Origin of the sequence: Sabulicella rubraurantiaca, from assembly GCF_017355885.1 — a bacterium.
Lineage (GTDB): Bacteria > Pseudomonadota > Alphaproteobacteria > Acetobacterales > Acetobacteraceae > Roseococcus > Roseococcus rubraurantiacus.
On the sequence record NZ_JAFEUU010000004.1, the window covers coordinates 120,477 to 137,574 of the forward strand.

Below are 17,098 nucleotides of genomic sequence, written 5' to 3' on the forward strand. Positions count from 1 at the left end.
GGGGGGTCAGCGTTTCCCCGCTCAGGCGCGGGTCTCGATGATGGCGCGGCGGCGTAGGTCGCGCAGCAGCTGGCGGCTGATCACCTCCACCCGCTCGCGCAGAATCTGCGCCCGCGCCTGTTCGGGGGTGAAGCGCGGCGCCTCGCGCTGCTCCCGCTCGCACACCATCAGCAGCAGGATGCCGTCATTCGAAATGACGGGCTGCGAGGCGCGCCCGATGGGCAGGGAGGCCAGAAGCTGCCGCAGCGGTGGCGGGTTCAGCCCCTCCAGCCGCAGCGGACCCGGATCCGCCGGGCGGTCGCTGGTGCGGGGCTGCTGCTCCATCGCCTCGCAGCCGCGCAGCGTGGAGGAGAGGCGCTGCGCCCGCTCCAGCACCTGGCGGTGCTGGTCCGTCGGGTTCTGCGGGTCGAGGCGCGTGGCGAAGGGCAGGAAGAGCTGCCGCACCGAGATCATGGTGGAGCGCTGCTCGGTCCCGGCCTCGCGCTTCGCGCGCAGCGTCACGATCTGGTAGCCGCCTGCGACGCGGATCGGGTTGCTGACCGCACCCGGCGGCATGCGCTCGACGATGGCGGCGACCTCGGGGTCCAGCGAGCGCGGGACGACCCAGCCGATATCGCCGCCCTGGAGCGCCGATTGCGACTGGCTGAACTGCGTCGCCACCACCGGGAAGGGAGAGCCGCGGCGAAGCTGGCCGATCACGTCCTCGGTGAAGCCGCGCACCTCGGCTTCGGTGCGGGGGTCGTCCACAGGAATGAAGATCTCGCCGAGCAGGTACTCGGTCTGGCCCCGGCGGGCCTCATGCGCGGCGATGGCATCGCGCACCTCGGCCTCGGTCACCTCTGCCTGCGGGCCGAGGGTGACGCGCAGCAGGCGGCCCCAGCCGATCTGCACGCGGATCTGATCGTAAAGGACGCGCGGCTGCACCCCGGCGGTGCGAAGCTGGGCGCGCAGCGCGCCGGAGGGCAGGCCGTTGCGCGACTCGATCTCGCGCACCGCGTCGGCGATGTCGTTGTCGGTCACGGCGATGCGCTGGCGCTGCACTTCCTGCAGGCGCAGCTTCTCGTCGATGAGGAGACGCAGCACCTGCGGCTGCAGCCGCGCCAGCGTCTCCGGCTGGACGGGAACGCCGGCATTCAGCGCGAAGAGCCGAGCGCGCGACGCCACCTCGGCCTGCGTCACCACGTCGCCATTCACCACGGCGAGGATGCGGTTGGTGGAGGCAGGCGCTTCCGCCGCGCGCGGGGCCGCGCCGCGAGTCTGGGCAGGGACGGACCCGGCCATCAGGGCCAGGAGGGCGAGGGAAGAGGCGGCGACGCGGAGCATGGTTGCGCGTCTTAGCCCAGTTCCGCGTCAGACCGGAACTGCCCGCCCTGGCAGGGTTGCCACGGCACTGTCAGATCGCCCGCAGGAAGTAGTCGCCCACGGTCTTGAAGCCGACCCGCACGAGGAAGACGGTGTTGCCCAGATACTCGCGGTTGGTGACGGGATCGCTGGCGAAGCGGCGCAGGAGTCTGCCTTCGACGATGAAGCATTCATCCTCGTAGCCGCCGGAGGCGATGACCGCGACCGGTTCCTGGCGCCGCACGTCGTAGCGGACGCTGGCATTCAGGCGCCACACCCCGCCGGCCTGGCTTCGCACCTGGCCGCCCACGCCGAAGGACACCTCGTTCCGTCCCTGGTCGCCGGTCAGGAAAGGCAGGGGCGGGGCATACAGGTATCCGGCGGTGAAGGAGAGGCTTTCCACCGGCCCGACCCGCCCCAGGGAAAGCCGCGCCACGGCCTCGCTCTGCCGGTGCTGGCCGGTCTCGCTGTCCAGGCGGGTGCGGCCGGTCAGGTCCAACCACGACACGGGCGAGATGCCGACACGTCCCACGTAATCGGACCAGCGGCGCTCAAGCCCAGTGTTGCGCGGGAAGATCGCCTCGTCCGACATGCGGTAGGAGCGGCCCACGATGCCCTCGACCCGCCCGCCATTGGGGAAGGACCAAGCGCCGCGCAGCGCCGCGTCCACGCGCGTGCCGCCCTCGAACCGGTCTCGCCCGGTGAAGCGGTCCAGCTGGAACAGATTGGCGTCATTGAACTCGAAATCGACCGCGTCCTCATTCGGGAACATGGTCTGGCGGCCGGTGGAGGGTCCCGTCACCACCTGCACGCGTGGCTCGATCAACTGGCTGCCCCAGGCGCCGGCATCGCGCACAAGCGGCATTCGCCAATCGAGGGCGAGGCGGAAATTGCCTGCCACGTGCTCGCCATTGGCCGCAGGCTGGGGAACGGTCAGCTTTTCCTGCCCCCGTGCCACGACGCCGCGCAGGTCGCCCTGCGCGCGCACGGTCCAGATGCCACCCACCGCATCATGGAAGGGGCGATCCCACCGGGCCCGTGCCGTGACGCGCTGGCTCCAGGCACCCACGGGGCGCGTCAGGCCGAGCAGGCCGGAATCCACCGTCAGATAGCCGCCCAGGATCTTTCGTCCCGGCGCCCACTCATAGAAGGCGTTGGGCGTGACATATGGCGTCTGGCTGAGATTGTCGGTGGAGCGCAGGCCTTGATAGGCGCGCACATCCACACGCGCATACGACTCGGTGCCCCAGAAACCCTCCGCATAGATGTCGCTGACCAGGAAGCGCCGGATGTCGAAGCGGTAGGTGCGGAGATACTGCTCGGAGGAGGCGCGGTTCAGGTTGAAGCCCGCGCGCCAGTTCTCGTTAAGGGCGACGCGGCCGCGCGCGAAGATATGGCCCGAAAGCTCCGGGCTGGTGCGGAGCCCGGCCGAAAGCCGCTCGGCATCGTTGCCGTCGAAATAGCCGATCGAGCCCTGGATCTGCAGCTCACCGTTGTTGAACCGGCGGCGATATTCCAGGCCGAGATTGGGCAGAACATGCTGCGCGATGATCGGCGTCACCAGCAGGTCCTGTGTGTCGTCGATGGCCCAGAAATATGGGACCTCGGCGAAGGCGCCCAGGAAGCGCGTGTAGCCCAGCGTCGGGAACAGGAAGCCCGAGGCGCGCGGTGATTGCGGATCGGGGTGCGAGAAGAAGGGCGTGTAGAGCACCGGCACGCCGCCAATCTGGATCGTGGCGTCGCGGTAGGAGATGCGCTGCGCCTCGCGGTCCTGCGTGGCGAGGCGGGCACGCATCTGCCATAGCGGCGGGCGCTGCGGGTCTTCGGCGCAAAGATTGCAGGACGAGTACACGACGCGCGCGAGGTCGGTGACCGTGCCCCCCGTGCGCCGCGCCCCGTTGGCCGCCATGCGGGCATTCTGCGCGAGTCGCGCCCGGACCTCGCGCAGCACGCCGTCGCGGAAGCCCCCGGTCAGCTCGACTTCCTCGGCATAGAGGATCGTGCCGTCCGCCTCGATCAGCTGCACCTGGCCGCGCAGGATCGCGACGCCCGTTTCGCGCGCGTAGATGAATTCCTGGGCACGAAGGAAGCGCTCGCCCTGCCAGGCCTCGACATTGCCGCGCGCGGTGACGATGCCCCGCTCGCGGTCATACTCCACCTCCTCGGCAGTGAAGGTGACGGGCTGCTCGCCGCCCGAGGGCTGGGCCTCGGAGCGTGGCGTGGAAGGCGCGGCGGGCGGCAGCGCTGGCAGGTCCCGCAGCGTCGGCCCCGGCACGCTCGCCAAGCCCTCGGCGGAGGGGGCGAGGTTCACCACGGAGCCCTGCGCGAGGGCGCTGCCCGAGGCGACAGCGAGCGCGAGGCCCGCGGCACCGCCCAGGAGGAGGGAATGGCGGCTCCAGCCGCGATGAAAGGGGGGCGGGGCGGCCATTATCCGTCCTCCTGATGGACAAGCAGTGCGGCGGAAGTCAGCAATCCGGTCAAGGCTGGCACCCAGGCGGCGATCGCCACCGGCAGGGCGCCGCTCTCACCGAATTCGCCAGTGACGCGGTCGAGCACGAAAAGCGCGAAGCCTGCGGCCACGCCAGCGCCGATCATGCGCGCGACGCCGCCGCGGCGCGAGTGCCGCATGGAGAAGGCAGCGGCCAGCAGCGCCATGGCGACGGCCAGCACGGGCGCGCTCAGCATGGACTGGAATTGCAGCCGGTGCCGCAGGGCCGAGAACCCGGCCGCCTCCAGCACCGCGATGAAGCCAGGCAAAGCCCAGAAGGACAGCGTGTCGGGCGAGGCGAAGCTGTCCTCGATGCGGTCGGGTGTCAGGTCGGTGGGCAGGGTCATGGTGCCGGCGGCGCGGGGCTGGCGGTCGGCGCCGAACACCACCGCCTCGTCGAGCAGCCATGAATTAGGCATCAGCCGCGCATGCGGCGCCTCGACGCGCTCCAGCGCACGGTCGGCGGCGGAAAGCCGCCAGATCGTCACCTCGGTCAGGACGAACTCCGCCCGGGCCGAGGCGAGAAGCCGCGCCGGCCGGCCGGACACGATGGCGACCCCATTCGGCTCGATGCCCCGATCGGACTGGCGCAGCCAGAGCCGCCCACCCGCCAGCGCAGTCACTCCGCCGCCGGCGCGCAGGAAGGTGGCGTCGAGCCGCTCGGCCCGCGCCAGCATGGCCGAGGAAAGCGGCGAGATGGCGGTGATGGACACGACGCCGAAGGTCAGCGCCACCGCCACCGGCCCGGCCAGGAAGCCCCAGGCCGAAACGCCGGCCGCCCGCGCCACGATCAGCTCGGAAGCGCGGGCCAGGCGCCAGAAGGCGACAATGCCGCCGAGCAGGACGGCGAAGGGCAGGATCTGCATGGCGACGAACGGTACGCGCAGCCCGGCGATGCCGGCGACGAGGCCGAATGTCGCCTCCGGCCGGGTCGAGGCGCGGCGCAGCAGCTCGATGAAGTCGAACATCGAGACCAGCAGCGTCAGCGCCGCCAGCATCAGCACCGTCGCCCCCAGGAAGCGCCGCGCGACATAAAGGGTGAGGGTCGGCGCCAGGATCATCGCGCCCAGCTCCGCAACCGCTTGGCGAGGCCAGGCATGCCGCCCACCACCCAGGCGGAGATGATCCCCGGCAGCAGCGCATGCAACCAGATCAGGAAGATGAGCTTCGGCTGCCGCGCAGCCATGGAGCCGATGCCGAGGCCCAGCGCCAGCAGCCCGACCATGACCAGCGCCCCGATGGCGAGTGGCCCGGTGCCGCCATGGCGCCGGAATCCGGCGGTGAGCGCCACCGACAGCGCCATCATGGCGAAGCTGAGCGCCGTGAGCGGGCCCGCGAGGCGCTGATGCGCCTCCGCCAGGAAGCGGCGCCGGTCGCGCACCGAGACCTCTGGCTCAGGATGGAACAGCTCCTCCAGCGTGCGCTCCTGGGCGTTGCGGAAGCGGATCGACTCGCCTCCCCTCCCCGCCCGGGCGAGGTCCAGGCTGTTCTCCTGGAAGGACAGCACGGAGAGCCGCGGCACCGCGTTCCCATCCGGCTGCGCGGCGCGCTGCAACTGCTGACGCTGGCCGTTGAACAGCGTCACGCGCGGCCCCTCGGGCGTCTGGGTCAGCCGGCCGCTTTCCGCGAGGATCGTCACCGGCGCGCCGCGTTCCCGCGAATCATGGACCAGGATGCCGCGCAGCGTCCCGTCCGCGTCGCGGGAGCGCGTATAGACGGTCAGCTCCTCGCCCACCGAGGAGAAGACGCCCTCCTGTAGGAGCAACCCGGCCATCTGGTTGCGGATCTCGAACTGCCACTCGCGGAATGCCCGAGCGGAAACCGGCGTAAGCCAGAGATTCAGCACGTAGCAGAGCATCGTCGCCACCGTGCCGATCACCAGGGCCGGCCGCGCGAGCTGCCAGTTCGACAGCCCGGCGGCGCGCATCACCACCAGCTCCCGGTCGCTGGCGAGGCGGACATAGGTGAAAAGCGTCACCACGAAGGTGGTGATGGGCAGGATGATCCCGAAGAAGGAAGGAAGCAGCAGCCCTGTCAGCTCCAGGAACACCAAAAGCGACAGGCCGCGGTCGAGCACCAGTTCGATGAAGCGCAGCGACTGCGTGAGCCAGACCAGCGCCGCCAGCCCAATCGTTACGGCGAGGAGGGCAGCGCCAAGCTGGCGCATCATGTAGGTGTCGAGGCGACTCATCACCCGGTCATGCGTCCCCGGGCAGCACCTTGCCCGGATTCATGATGCCCTTCGGGTCCAGCGCCGCCTTGATGGCGCGCATCGCCGCCAGCTCCGCCCCGCCGCGCCACTCCGCCATCATGTCGGTCTTGAGCCGCCCGACGCCGTGCTCCGCGCTGAAGGAGCCGCCGAGGCGGCGCACCACCTCGTTCACCGTCTCCATGATGTCGTGCGATCGGGCGAGGAACGCCTCGGCCGTCATGGCTTCCGGCTGCTGCAGATTCATGTGGATGTTGCCGTCCCCCATGTGGCCGAACGGCACGGGGCGCGAGCCGGGAATCAGCGCGCGGCAGGCTTCCGACGCCTCGCGGATCAGCGTGGGCACGGCGGAAACCGGCACGGAGACGTCATTCTTCACGGAAGCGCCCGCGCGCTTCTGCGCCTCGGGATGCTCCTCGCGCAGGCGCCAGATCGCCGCGCGCTGCGCCTCGGACTCGGCGAGGGCAGCATCCGTCACCTCGCCCGCCTCCATGGCCGCTTCCAGCACGGTTTCCATCAGCGCGCGCAAACCCGCGCCTTCCCGGCTGGCCGAAAGGTCCACCAGCGCGTAGTGCGGCGACGCCTCGGAAAGCGGCAGGGTCGCGCCTTCGACGTAGCGGGTAACGAGCTCCATCCCGATGCCGGACATGTACTCGAAGGCGCGCACGGCGCCCTCGTCCGCGGCGCGGAAGCGGCGGAACAGCGCCAGCGCCGTATCCTCGTCCGGCACGGCGCAGAGCGCAGTGGCTGTCTCGCGCGCTGCCGGGAAGATGCGCAGCACCGCACGGGTGATGATGCCGAGCGTCCCCTCTGCACCAACGAAAAGGTGCCGGAGCGCATAGCCCGTGTTGTCCTTGCGCAGCCGCCGCAGTCCGTTCATCACCGAGCCATCGGGAAGCACCACCTCGAGGCCCAGCATCAGCTCGCGCGCATTGCCGTAGCGGACCGTGGTGTTGCCGCCCGCATTGGTGGAGAGCAGCCCGCCGATCATCGCCGTCCCCTCGGCACCAAGCGAGAGCGGGAAGAGCGCCCCGTGCTCCTCGGCCGCGCGCTGGGCATTGGCCAGGACGAGGCCGGCCTCGACCGTCATGGTCATGTCGGCCGTGTCCACCTCCAGCACGCGGTTCATGCGCGCGAGGCTGAGCACGACCTGGCGCGGCTTCGCCTCCGGCGTGGCGCCGCCAACCATGGAGGTGTTGCCACCCTGCGGAATGATGACGATGCCTTCCCGTGCGCAGAGGCGCACGCAGGCGGCGACCTCATCCGTACTCGCGGGGCGCAGCACGGCCATGGCCTCGCCGCGCCACAGCCCGCGCCAGTCGCACAGATAGGCTTCCATGTCGGCCGGATCGGCGATGATGCCGCTTTGGCCAAGGATGGCGGCGAAATCCGGGGGAAGGCTATCCAGGGACATGGATGGGTTATACCCGCCCCGGCGCGAGAGTCACCGAGGAGCAGCAGCGCGGGCCAGACGATCGCGGATCGCCTCGGCCAGTCCCTCGCCCGGAACCGGCATGACGGCGATCCGTGCGAGGCCACGACGCGACCCTTCCGCATCCAGGAAGCGCAGCCCGGCAAAAAGGCGCGCCGCCGCTTCCCGCAAATCGCCCGCTTCCGAAAGCTGGAAGCTCAGCCCTGCGCCGGACGGGGCCGGGCCGAAGGCGAGCAGCGCCTCGTCCGGCCCGGCTTCGCTCGCATCGAGCCGCACCGGCAGGCCCGGCGCGTAGTGGGACAGCAGCAGCCCCGGCGAGCGCAAGGTCGGGCTTGGCCCGGCATCCAGCTTCAGGGGCCGCCCGACCGGGCCGATCACGGCTTCGATCGCCTCGGTTGGGACGCCGCCCGGGCGCAGCAGCACGGCACCGCCTCCCGAAAGGTCCAGCACGGTGGATTCCAGCCCCACCGCGCATTTGCCCCCTTCGAGCACCGCTGCGATGCGGCCGCCCAGCTCCTCCAGCACATGCGCGGAGGTGGTGGGCGAAACGCGCCCGGAACGGTTCGCGGAAGGTGCGGCGACCGGCGTTCCAACCGCTTTCAGGAGGTCCAGTGCGATGGAATGCGCAGGCACCCGCACCGCCAGAGTGTCCAACCCGGCCCCGGCCAGTAGCGCCACGCGGGAATCCGTCCGGCGCGGCAGAACCAGGGTCAGCGGCCCCGGCCAGAAGGCCTCGGCGAGGGCACGGGCGCGCTCGTCGCGGCGCACCTCGGAAAAGGCCGCGTCGGCATCGGGGAAGTGGCAGATTAGCGGATTGAAATGAGGCCGCCCCTTCGCCTCGAAGATCGCGGCGACGGCCCGGTCGTTCCGCGCATCGCCGCCCAAGCCGTAGACCGTCTCTGTGGCAAAGGCGACGAGTTCGCCCGCCCGCAGCAGGGTCGCCGCCTCCCTCGGATCGTGCAGCAACCGCGTCACGGCCGCGTGCCGAAAGCCAGGAACCCGTCCTGCCGGTAGCCCGGCTTGCCGTATCGCAGAGGGCGGCCCTGGAGATCCAGCACGGCGCCTCCCGCCCCTTCCAGCACGGCCTGCCCGGCCGCCACGTCCCATTCCATCATCGCGGCGCGCGGGCGGGGCGACAGATCGGCCTCGCCCGCCGCGAGGCGGGCGAATTTCAGCGCCGAGCCAAGCTTCAGCACGCCGGCCAGCTTCATCCCGGCGCAATGCTCGGCCACCGCCGCCTCGTCGGAGCGGGAACGGCTCTGCACGACGATCACGCCCTCGGGCGGCGGGCGGCGGGTGCGGAGCGGCGTGCGTCGCCCCTCCGCGTCCTCGGTCCAGGCGCCGATCCCCTCCCCGCCAGCATGGACGAGGCCGCGCGCCGGTTCCGCTAGCACGCCCAGCACCGGGCGGCCCGCTTCCACCAGGGCGATGCAGGCGCAGAACTCGTCGCGGCCCGCAGCGAACTCGCGCGTGCCGTCGAGCGGGTCCACCAGCCAGAAGACCGGCGCGGGCGGCGGGGGGTCGGAGGATTCGCAGGCCTCCTCCGCCACCACGGGCCAATCGGGCGCCAGGGCCATCAGCCCTTCGGTGATGATGGTTTCGGCCAGACGGTCGGCGGCGGTGACCGGACTCTGGTCGGATTTGCGCTCCACCGCGAAGCCGGCCCGCCGCACCGCCATGATGGCCTCTCCGGCCTGCCGGGCGAGGCGGGCCATGGCGTCGAGGAGGCGGTGATGTTCCATGCTCCGGGCTTATCGCCCCGACCCACATGACGCAACGCGGGGGGCAGCCTATCCTTGTGGCACCTCTTCGCGGAACCGGAGCCTCCATGCCCGACATCGCCTTCACCAAGCCGACCCTGCCCCGCTCCGGCGCGCTGGTCCTGCCCTGCTTCGAGGAGGAGGATCTGCCCTCCCTGGCGCAGGCGCTGGACAAGCAGGCAGGCGGCATCGTCAACCGCGCGGCGCAGGCTTCGGCGTTCAAGGGGCGCAAGGGCCAGTCGGTCCTGCTCTGGGCGCCCGTGCCTTCGCTGACGCGCGTCATCCTGGTCGGCCTCGGCAAGCGCGAGGCCTTCCGGCCCGAGGAAGCGGGCGGCAGCCTGATCCCGCATGTGCGCATGGAGCGTGAGGCGACGGTCGCCACGGAAGCGATCTCCGGCGCCGAGGTGGCGGAAATGGCGTTGGGCGCCATGCTGCGGAACTGGCGTTTCGACCGCTACCGCACGACGGAAAAGCCGGAGGACAAGCCCAAGCTCGCGAAGCTCTTCTTCGCGACGGCCGAGGCCAGCGCCGCCAAATCCGCCTTCCCCGCCCTGCGCGCCGTGGCCGATGGCGTCTTCCTGGCCCGCGAACTCGTCGCGGAGCCGGCGAACATCCTCACCCCCGCCGTGCTGGCCGATCGCTGCCGCGAGCTGGAGCGCCTGGGCGTGCAGGTGGAGGTGCTGGGGCCGAAGGAGATGCGCAAGCTGAATTTCGGCGCGCTACTCGGCGTGGCGCAGGGCTCGGCCAACGAGGCGCGCATGGTGGTGATGCGCTGGAACGGCTCGGGCCGCCGCAAGCCGGAGAAGCCGCTCTGCTTCATCGGCAAGGGCGTCACCTTCGACACGGGCGGCATCTCCATCAAGCCGGCAGCGGGGATGGAGGACATGAAGTGGGACATGGCCGGCGCCGGTGCCGTGATCGGGCTGATGGCGGCGCTGGCCGGGCGAAAGGCCAAGGCCGACGTGGTGGGTTTGGTGGGCCTCGTGGAGAACATGCCCTCCGCCACCGCGCAGCGCCCCGGCGACGTGGTGACGACGGCGAGCGGCCAGACTGTCGAGGTCATCAACACCGACGCGGAAGGGCGTCTCGTCCTCGCTGACGTGATCCACTACGCCATCGAGCGCTTCGACCCGCAATTCGTCGTGGACCTCGCGACGCTGACCGGCGCGATCATCATCGCGCTGGGCCATGAGCATGCGGGGCTCTTCGCCAATGATGACGGCCTCGCAGCGCGCATCGAGGCGGCGGGCCGCGCGACGGGCGAGCTGTGCTGGCGCATGCCGATGGGCGAAGCCTATGACAAGCAGCTGAAATCCGAGATCGCCGACATGAAGAATGTCGGCGGGCGGCCCGGCTCCTCCATCAGCGCGGCGCATTTCATCGCACGCTTCGTGCAGGGCAAGCCCTGGGCGCATCTCGACATCGCCGGCACGGCCTGGAGCAGCAAGGACACGGCGACCGTGCCCAAGGGCGCGACCGCCTTCGGCGTGCGGCTGCTCGACCGTCTCGTCGCCGAGCATCACGAGGGGTGATCCGGCTCCGCCGCGCCCCCAGCGAGGGGGCACACCGCCTCCTCCCCGACCTCGAGCTGCCGCGCGGCGAGACAAGGGGTGAGGCAGGGCTGACCCGCATCGGCGCCGCCGGGACCGAATCCCCGCGCGACTTCGAGGCGCTGGGCGCCCGCGCCGTCGCGGCCGCGCCAGTGGAGGCGCGGCACCTTGCCCTGGATACACGCGGCTTTCCGGCCGGGGCGGCGCGCTCCCTGGCCATGGGCGCCGCAATCCGGGTTCATCGTTTTTCCCTGAAATCCGCGCCCGGCCACCGCAAGCTAGAGGTGGTGACCGACGCGCCGCGCAGCCTCGGCTGGGAGCGGGCAGAGGCGACCCTTGCAGGGATGGCATTCGCCCGCGACTGCATTGCCGAGCCGGCGAACCGCCTCTCGCCCGAGGGCTTCACCCAACGCCTCCAGGCGCTGGAGAAGGAAGGGCTTTCCGTTCGCGTCCTCGATGCGGCGCGGCTGAAATCTCTGGGCGCCGGCGGGCTGCTGGCCGTGGGGGGCGGGGCGGTCGAGCCGCCGCGCCTGGTCGAGATCCGCTGGAAGGGCAGCCTCGACGCGCCGCCCGTCGCCTTCGCCGGCAAGGGCCTGTGCTTCGACACGGGCGGCATCTCCATCAAGCCCGCGGCGGGAATGGAGGCGATGCGCGCCGACATGGCGGGCGCCGCCGCCTGCGCGGGCGCAATGCTCTCCCTGGCCCGCCGCCGCTCGCCCTGCCCTGCCGTCGCGCTTCTCGCCATCGCGGAGAATACGACGGGCGCCCGTTCGTACCGGCCTGGTGACGTCCTGCGCATGGCCTCCGGCCTGACGGTGGAAGTGCTGGATACGGATGCGGAAGGGCGTCTTGTCCTCGCCGACGCGCTGCACCTCGCCGCGCGGCGCCACCGGCCGCGCGCCCTGATCGACCTTGCCACCCTGACCGGCAGCGTCATCGTCGCCCTGGGCCATGTGCGCGCGGGGCTGTTCGGCAACGACGCCGCCCTCGCCACGGCCATCGCCGCAGCCGGCGAATCGGTGGGCGAGAGGGTCTGGCCCCTGCCCATTGGCGAAAGGCACCGCGAGGATCTGCGATCCGACATCGCCGACCTCCGGCAATGCGCCCCCGCTGGCTCGGGCGCCTGGGGCGGGCGTCTCCTTCCCGATGCCTGCCATGCCGCCGCCTTCCTGCGCGAGTTCGCCGGCAGCCTGCCTTGGGCACATCTCGACATCGCCGGCGTCGACACGGCGGAGGATGACGAAGGGCTTGCAGCGCGCGGCCAGCCGACCGGCTTCGGCGTCCGCCTGCTGGACGCGCTGGTGGAGCGGCATTTCGAGGATCCGCACAGGGTCTGACGAAATCCCGGCCGGGGTGGTAACCACTCCGGGTGACGGAGATCGGCTTCTACCACCTGACGCGCTCGCCGCTGGAACAGGCCTTGCCGCGGCTTCTGGGCCGCGTGCTGGAGATCCCGGCCCGCGCCCTCCTGCTCTGCCGGGACCCTGAGCGGCTGCGCGCGCTGGACGATGCGCTCTGGACATGTCCCGAGCCCGATTGGCTGCCGCACGGGACGGAGGAGGCGGCGGACCAGCCCATCTTCCTGACCGCCGAGGACCAGCCGCCGCCCAACGGGGCGCGTCACCTCTTCCTGGTGGACGGCGCCGAGTCTGCGCATCTCGCCCTCTACGAGCGCGGCTTCGACCTGTTCGACGGCAATGATCCGGCGGCCGTGGAGGCGGCGCGACGCCGCTGGCGCGCGGCGAAGGAGGCCGGGCACGGCCTCACCTACTGGCAGCAAGGCCCGCGTGGCTGGGAACGCAAGGCATGAATGACGACCCCACCCCGCCGGCGCTGGAAACGGCGAATTTCGTGCTCGAACGCCTCGACACGCTGCCGCGCTTCCGCGCCGGGATGGGCGCACTGGCGGGCTCCGAGATCGCAGGATGGGCGCTGGACACGGCGGACCCTTCCCGCCCCGTCACGGTGGAGATCTGGGTTGCGGGCGAATTGCTGGGCGCGGAGGAAACCGGGCTCGAGCGCGCGGACATTGCCCGCTTCGTCCCGGGAAGCTGGTCGGGCTTCCTGCTCGACCTGCGGCGCTGCGTGCCGGAGCGGCTCATGGCCGTGCTGCGCGCCCTCCTGCCCCTGCCCGACGATGCGCGCCCCCTGACCCTTCGCATCGAGGGGCTGGCGCAGCTCCCGCCTCACCCCTCCTCCAGCATCACGGCCGAGGCGCTGCGCCGGGCGATCATGACCCTGCCGCCCGGCCTGCTCCTCGCCGCGCAGGAGGAAGCGCCCTCGCCCGGCTATGGCGCGCTGCTCGCCACCCTCGCCGGGGAAGCGGCGCTGTTCGACGAGGATGCGCACCTCGCAGCCTATCCCGAGGCGCGGCGCACCGACCGCTCGGAACTGGCCGCGGCCTTCGACGACGCCCTTGCCCGCGCCCTGCCCCCCGCCGACCCCGAAGGCACCTATCCTTACGGCGATGCCGTGCTGCTGATGCGCGGCGAGGTGGCACTGGCTGAGGGCCGCGCGGGCGAGGCACGGCAGGCGCTGATGCTCGCCACCGCGCGCCTGCTCGGCGAGGCACTGGCGACGCATGCAGCGACGGCGCTGGACGCCGCCTGCTCTGCGCTGGAGGCTGGGCAGCTTGCCGCCGACCCCTGGCGGGAACGATTGCTCGCCCGCGGCGCCTTCTTTCTCGCCCTGGCGCTGGAGGACGGTCCGCACGTCGCCGAGGCTTGGCTCGGCCGGCTGGCGCTTCTGCTCGACCGGCTGCACACGGCCGATTCCGGCGGGCCGTCGCGCCTGTCCGATTTGCGCTGGTGGGTCCGCCTCGCCCCCTTCCTGCTCCGCAACCGCGCGCCTGGGGCCGGGGCGCTGCGCGCGCTATGCCTGGAGGCGTGGCAGCAGGCGCCGCCAGGCCAGCGCCATGGCAGGCCGATGCCGCCCACGCCGCGGATGCGGCGCATCCTCCTTCTCGCCTGGTCGGCCGAGGCCGCCGCCGCTGGTGAATGGAACGAGGCCCTGGCCGCCGCGCTCCAGGCCTCGCGCGAATTGCTCGCCCTGCGCGAGAACCCGTGGCGCCGCGCCATCCGGCCCGCCCTCCTGGCGCTGTTTGAAGCCACCGCTCCGGAAGCGCGCGATCATGCCGCCGTGCTGGCCGCGATCTTCGAGGCGAATGCCGCGCCGCGCCGCGCCCCGGCGGGACTTGCCTTTCTCCGGCTCTGCGGGCTGGCCGCGATGCCCGCGCGCCGCATCGCCCCGCGGCGGGAAGCGGCGCGGCCGGCGGTGGATGTCGCCTTCCTGGTCGGTGCCCCGGAAGGGGAATCGCTGCGCTACCGCGTGCTCAACCTGGTGGAAGCGCTGGAGGAGCGCGGCCTGCGCGCCGAGACCTTCCTGCCGCATGAGGGCGACCGCCTCGCCGCGCATTGCGGCTCGCTTGCGACGATGGTCGCCTTCCGCGCGCCGTTGGGCGAGCGGCTCGAATCCGGACTGTGCGCGGCGCGCCGCCTCGGCGCCCGCGTCGTGTTCGACGTGGACGACCTCACCTTTGACCCCGCCCTGGCGCACGAGATGCGCTCCCTCGCGGAGATGGACCGGCAGGAGCGCGAGGGCGCGATGGTCGGGCTGCGCCTGTATCGCGAGGCGCTGCTGTCCAGCGATGCCGTCACGGGCTCGACCGCCGCCATCGCCGAGGCGGCGGAGGCGCTGGGCCGCCCGGCGCGCGTCGTCCCCAACACCCATGGCGCCTTCGAGCGCCACATCGCCCGCCGCACGTCGCGCCAGGACGCGCGGGACATCGTGCGCCTCGGCTATTTCAGCGGCACCTGGACCCATCGCGGCGACTTCGCGCAGATGGAGCGCGCGGTGCTGGAGGCGATGCGCCGCCATCCGCAGACGCGCCTGCTCGTCGCGGGCGCGCTCCGGCTCGGGCCGGAATGGGATCAGTTCGCGGGACGCATCACCCGGGCGCCGCTGCTGCCGCATCCGCTGATGCTGGAACTCTACGCGCAGGTGGACGTGAACTTCGCCCCGCTGGAGCACGGCGCTCGGTTCTGCGAGGCGAAGAGCGAACTCAAGGTGTTCGAGGCGGGGCTGTTCGGCGTCCCCTCCATTGCCAGCCCCACCGCCCCCTACGCTGCGGCCATCACCGACGGGGTGGACGGTTTCCTGGCCCCGAGCGAGGCCGACTGGACACGGGTCCTGGACCGGCTGATCGCCGAACCGGAGCTGCGCCGCCGGATCGGCGATGCGGCCCGCGAACGCGCCCTGCAGCAATTCGCCGATGCGCGCGCCGGGGAGGCCTGGGAGGCTGCACGGCACGACCTCCTCGCCGCCATGCCGCGCCGGCTCTCCCTCTGCCTCCTCCCCCCATCTGGGAAGGCCGAGGCGGCCGAGGTACTGCGCCTGGGCGAGGCGCTTTCCCTGCTCGGCCACCGCGTCGCGCTGGACGCCGCGCCGGGCGGTGCTGCGGAGACCTCCTTGCCCATCGCTGCGAGCCCGGCCGGGCTCACGCCTGATCTCCTGCTGGCGACGGACGGCGCCAGCCTACCACGGCTGCGCGCGTTGGAGGCGCAGACGGATTCCCGCGTCGCACGGCTGATCCAGGTGGACGAGGCAGCGCGGGAGCCGCTCGGCGCGCGGCGCTTGGCTGCCGAAGCGGCACTCACCCTTCAGATGCCGCGCATCGCCCGCGGGGCCGCGTTGGCGGAACGCCTGGGCGCCGCGCGCTTCGACCCAGCGCCCGACCGCACCCTGTTCCACCCGCGCCCGGAAACAAGCCGTGCGGCGCGCCTCGTCGCCTTCCGCACCGACCCTGGCGACCCGCTTCGCTGCCACGAACTCGGTATCGCGGCGCTGGAGCAGCTGCGCGCCCTGGTGCCGGGGGTGGAGATCGTGGTTGCCGGCATCCCGGCGCCGAAGCCGCGCAAGCCGGAAGACCCGCCGCCGCGCCGCCCAGTGCGCGCCCTGCCCATTGGCCTCTTGGAGGAGAAGGCGTGGCCAGACCGCATCGCCCGCGCCACGCTCTACAGCGCCGCCACGGTGGGGCTGTGCTTCTCCCCCGACGGGATGGACGAGGTGGGGTTCGAGATGGTGGCTTGTGGCCTGCCGGTGGTGGACGCGCTCTCGCCCCTCGCCCCGCGCGAGGACGCGCTGTGCCGCCGCGTGGAGCCGGCCCCGGAGCACATCGCGCGCGCTCTGGCCGAGTTGCTGGACGACGCGGCCGCGCGGGAGACTCAGTCGTCGCGCGCGACAGCCGCGCTCGACGCGCTGCCCGGACCAATCGGGCAGGCGCGTCAGGTGGAAGCGTGGCTGCGGGGGCTGCTCAGCTCTCCATCATGATGCCGGTGAGCTGAGCCATCTCGCGCCAACGCTCGACTTCCTCGCGCTGGAAGGCCGTGAAAGGCACGGGGGGCATTGGCGCGGGGTTCAGTCCAGCCTGGGCGAGGCGCGGCGCCATCTCGGCCGCGCCTAGCGCGCCCAGGAAGGCTTCGGCCAGCCGCGTCACGCGCGCCGGATCCGTGCCCGCCGGCGCGAAGAGGCCGAACCACGCATCCACCGCCATGTAGGGCATTCCCGCCTCGGCGGCGGTGGGCAGTTCGGGGAAGCCCTCGATCCGCGAGGGCGCGCCGATGGACAGGGCACGTAGCCGGTTGTCGCGCACGAGGCTCACCACGCCCGGCCAAGTCGAGACGTAAAAGTTGACCACGCCTGCCACCGTGTCCTGCGTGGCCGGGCCGCCGCCGCGATACGGCACGTGCGTCGCATCCATGTTGTTCCGCCGCACGAAGGTCTCGGCGATGACGTGGGAGGCGGAGCCGGCCTGGGAGGAAGCGTAGGTGACGCGCCGCCCGTCACGCCCCATCGCCACCAGCCCCGCCATGTCGCGCGCCGGGGAGTTCGCCGGCACCACAGTGGCGTGATGCACCGTCGCCAGCCGTGCCACCGGGGTGAAGCTCTCCACGACGTGGTAGGGCAGGTTGCGCGCCATCCACTGGTTGCTGGCATGGGTCTGGTTGTGGCCCAGCACCACCGTGTTGCCATCCGCCGGGGCGCGCGACGCCGCCTCCGAGCCGATGATGCCGCCAGCTCCGCCGCGATTATCCACCACGATCGCCTGGCCCAGCGCGGCGCCCGCGCGCTCCGTCAGCAGCCGGGCCAGGATGTCGGTCGAGCCGCCGGGCGGCGCCGGGACGATCAGGCGCAGCGGCGAGCCGCCCTGGGCCAGCGCGAGGGCGGGCGCGGCGAGCGGCAACGCGAGGATATGGCGGCGGCGGATCATCTCTTTCCTCCCGGATTTCGGCGCCGAGCATAGCGGCGCCGGGCCAGCCC

12 protein-coding genes are annotated in these 17,098 nt (G+C 71.9%); 4 read left to right on the forward strand and 8 right to left on the reverse strand.

Annotated features, from left to right (window positions below):
* Positions 1-21: 21 nt before the first annotated feature.
* The 7 genes from JTJ31_RS09220 to JTJ31_RS09250 all read right to left on the reverse strand — a co-directional run bounded on the left by JTJ31_RS09220 (position 22) and on the right by JTJ31_RS09250 (position 9,212).
* The gene (locus tag JTJ31_RS09220) at positions 22-1,323 is read right to left on the reverse strand and encodes a peptidylprolyl isomerase (protein ID WP_207538358.1); all 1,302 of its coding nucleotides are present in this window, start codon (positions 1,321-1,323) and stop codon (positions 22-24) included.
* A 70-nt stretch (positions 1,324-1,393) separates the two neighbouring features.
* A complete protein-coding gene (locus JTJ31_RS09225; RefSeq protein ID WP_207538359.1) occupies positions 1,394-3,769 on the reverse strand; it encodes an LPS-assembly protein LptD in 2,376 nt (791 codons plus the stop codon).
* Complete coding sequence (lptG, locus tag JTJ31_RS09230; RefSeq protein WP_207538360.1) at positions 3,769-4,890, reverse strand: LPS export ABC transporter permease LptG; 1,122 nt, start codon at positions 4,888-4,890, stop codon at positions 3,769-3,771. Before lptG ends, JTJ31_RS09225 begins: the two co-directional genes overlap by 1 nt.
* A complete protein-coding gene (lptF, locus tag JTJ31_RS09235; protein ID WP_207538361.1) occupies positions 4,887-6,020 on the reverse strand; it encodes an LPS export ABC transporter permease LptF in 1,134 nt (377 codons plus the stop codon). Before lptF ends, lptG begins: the two co-directional genes overlap by 4 nt.
* 7 nt (positions 6,021-6,027) lie before the next feature.
* Positions 6,028-7,452, reverse strand: a complete 1,425-nt coding sequence (locus JTJ31_RS09240; protein ID WP_207538362.1) for an FAD-binding oxidoreductase — start codon at positions 7,450-7,452, stop codon at positions 6,028-6,030.
* 30 nt (positions 7,453-7,482) lie between these two features.
* Positions 7,483-8,445, reverse strand: a complete 963-nt coding sequence (locus JTJ31_RS09245; RefSeq protein ID WP_328805711.1) for an L-threonylcarbamoyladenylate synthase — start codon at positions 8,443-8,445, stop codon at positions 7,483-7,485.
* Positions 8,442-9,212, reverse strand: a complete 771-nt coding sequence (locus tag JTJ31_RS09250; protein ID WP_236020039.1) for a 3'(2'),5'-bisphosphate nucleotidase CysQ family protein — start codon at positions 9,210-9,212, stop codon at positions 8,442-8,444. The genes JTJ31_RS09245 and JTJ31_RS09250 overlap by 4 nt, the downstream gene beginning before the upstream one ends.
* An 86-nt stretch (positions 9,213-9,298) precedes the next feature.
* On the opposite strand from JTJ31_RS09250, the gene JTJ31_RS09255 reads away from it, so the two are divergent.
* Genes JTJ31_RS09255 through JTJ31_RS09270 form a run of 4 tightly spaced genes read left to right on the forward strand, consistent with a single transcriptional unit; the run spans position 9,299 to position 16,108 of the window.
* A complete protein-coding gene (locus tag JTJ31_RS09255) occupies positions 9,299-10,762 on the forward strand; it encodes a leucyl aminopeptidase (RefSeq protein WP_207538364.1) in 1,464 nt (487 codons plus the stop codon).
* On the forward strand, positions 10,759-12,117 hold the full coding sequence (locus tag JTJ31_RS09260) for a leucyl aminopeptidase family protein (RefSeq protein ID WP_207538365.1): 1,359 nt from the start codon (positions 10,759-10,761) through the stop codon (positions 12,115-12,117). Before JTJ31_RS09255 ends, JTJ31_RS09260 begins: the two co-directional genes overlap by 4 nt.
* Before the next feature lie 32 nt (positions 12,118-12,149).
* A complete protein-coding gene (locus JTJ31_RS09265; protein ID WP_207538366.1) occupies positions 12,150-12,590 on the forward strand; it encodes a DNA polymerase III subunit chi in 441 nt (146 codons plus the stop codon).
* A complete protein-coding gene (locus JTJ31_RS09270) occupies positions 12,587-16,108 on the forward strand; it encodes a glycosyltransferase family protein (RefSeq protein ID WP_207538367.1) in 3,522 nt (1,173 codons plus the stop codon). Before JTJ31_RS09265 ends, JTJ31_RS09270 begins: the two co-directional genes overlap by 4 nt.
* On the opposite strand, the gene JTJ31_RS09275 is transcribed toward JTJ31_RS09270, so the two are convergent.
* Complete coding sequence (locus tag JTJ31_RS09275; protein WP_207538368.1) at positions 16,092-17,048, reverse strand: Bug family tripartite tricarboxylate transporter substrate binding protein; 957 nt, start codon at positions 17,046-17,048, stop codon at positions 16,092-16,094. The two genes, JTJ31_RS09270 and JTJ31_RS09275, sit on opposite strands and share 17 nt — an antisense overlap.
* Positions 17,049-17,098: the final 50 nt, after the last annotated feature.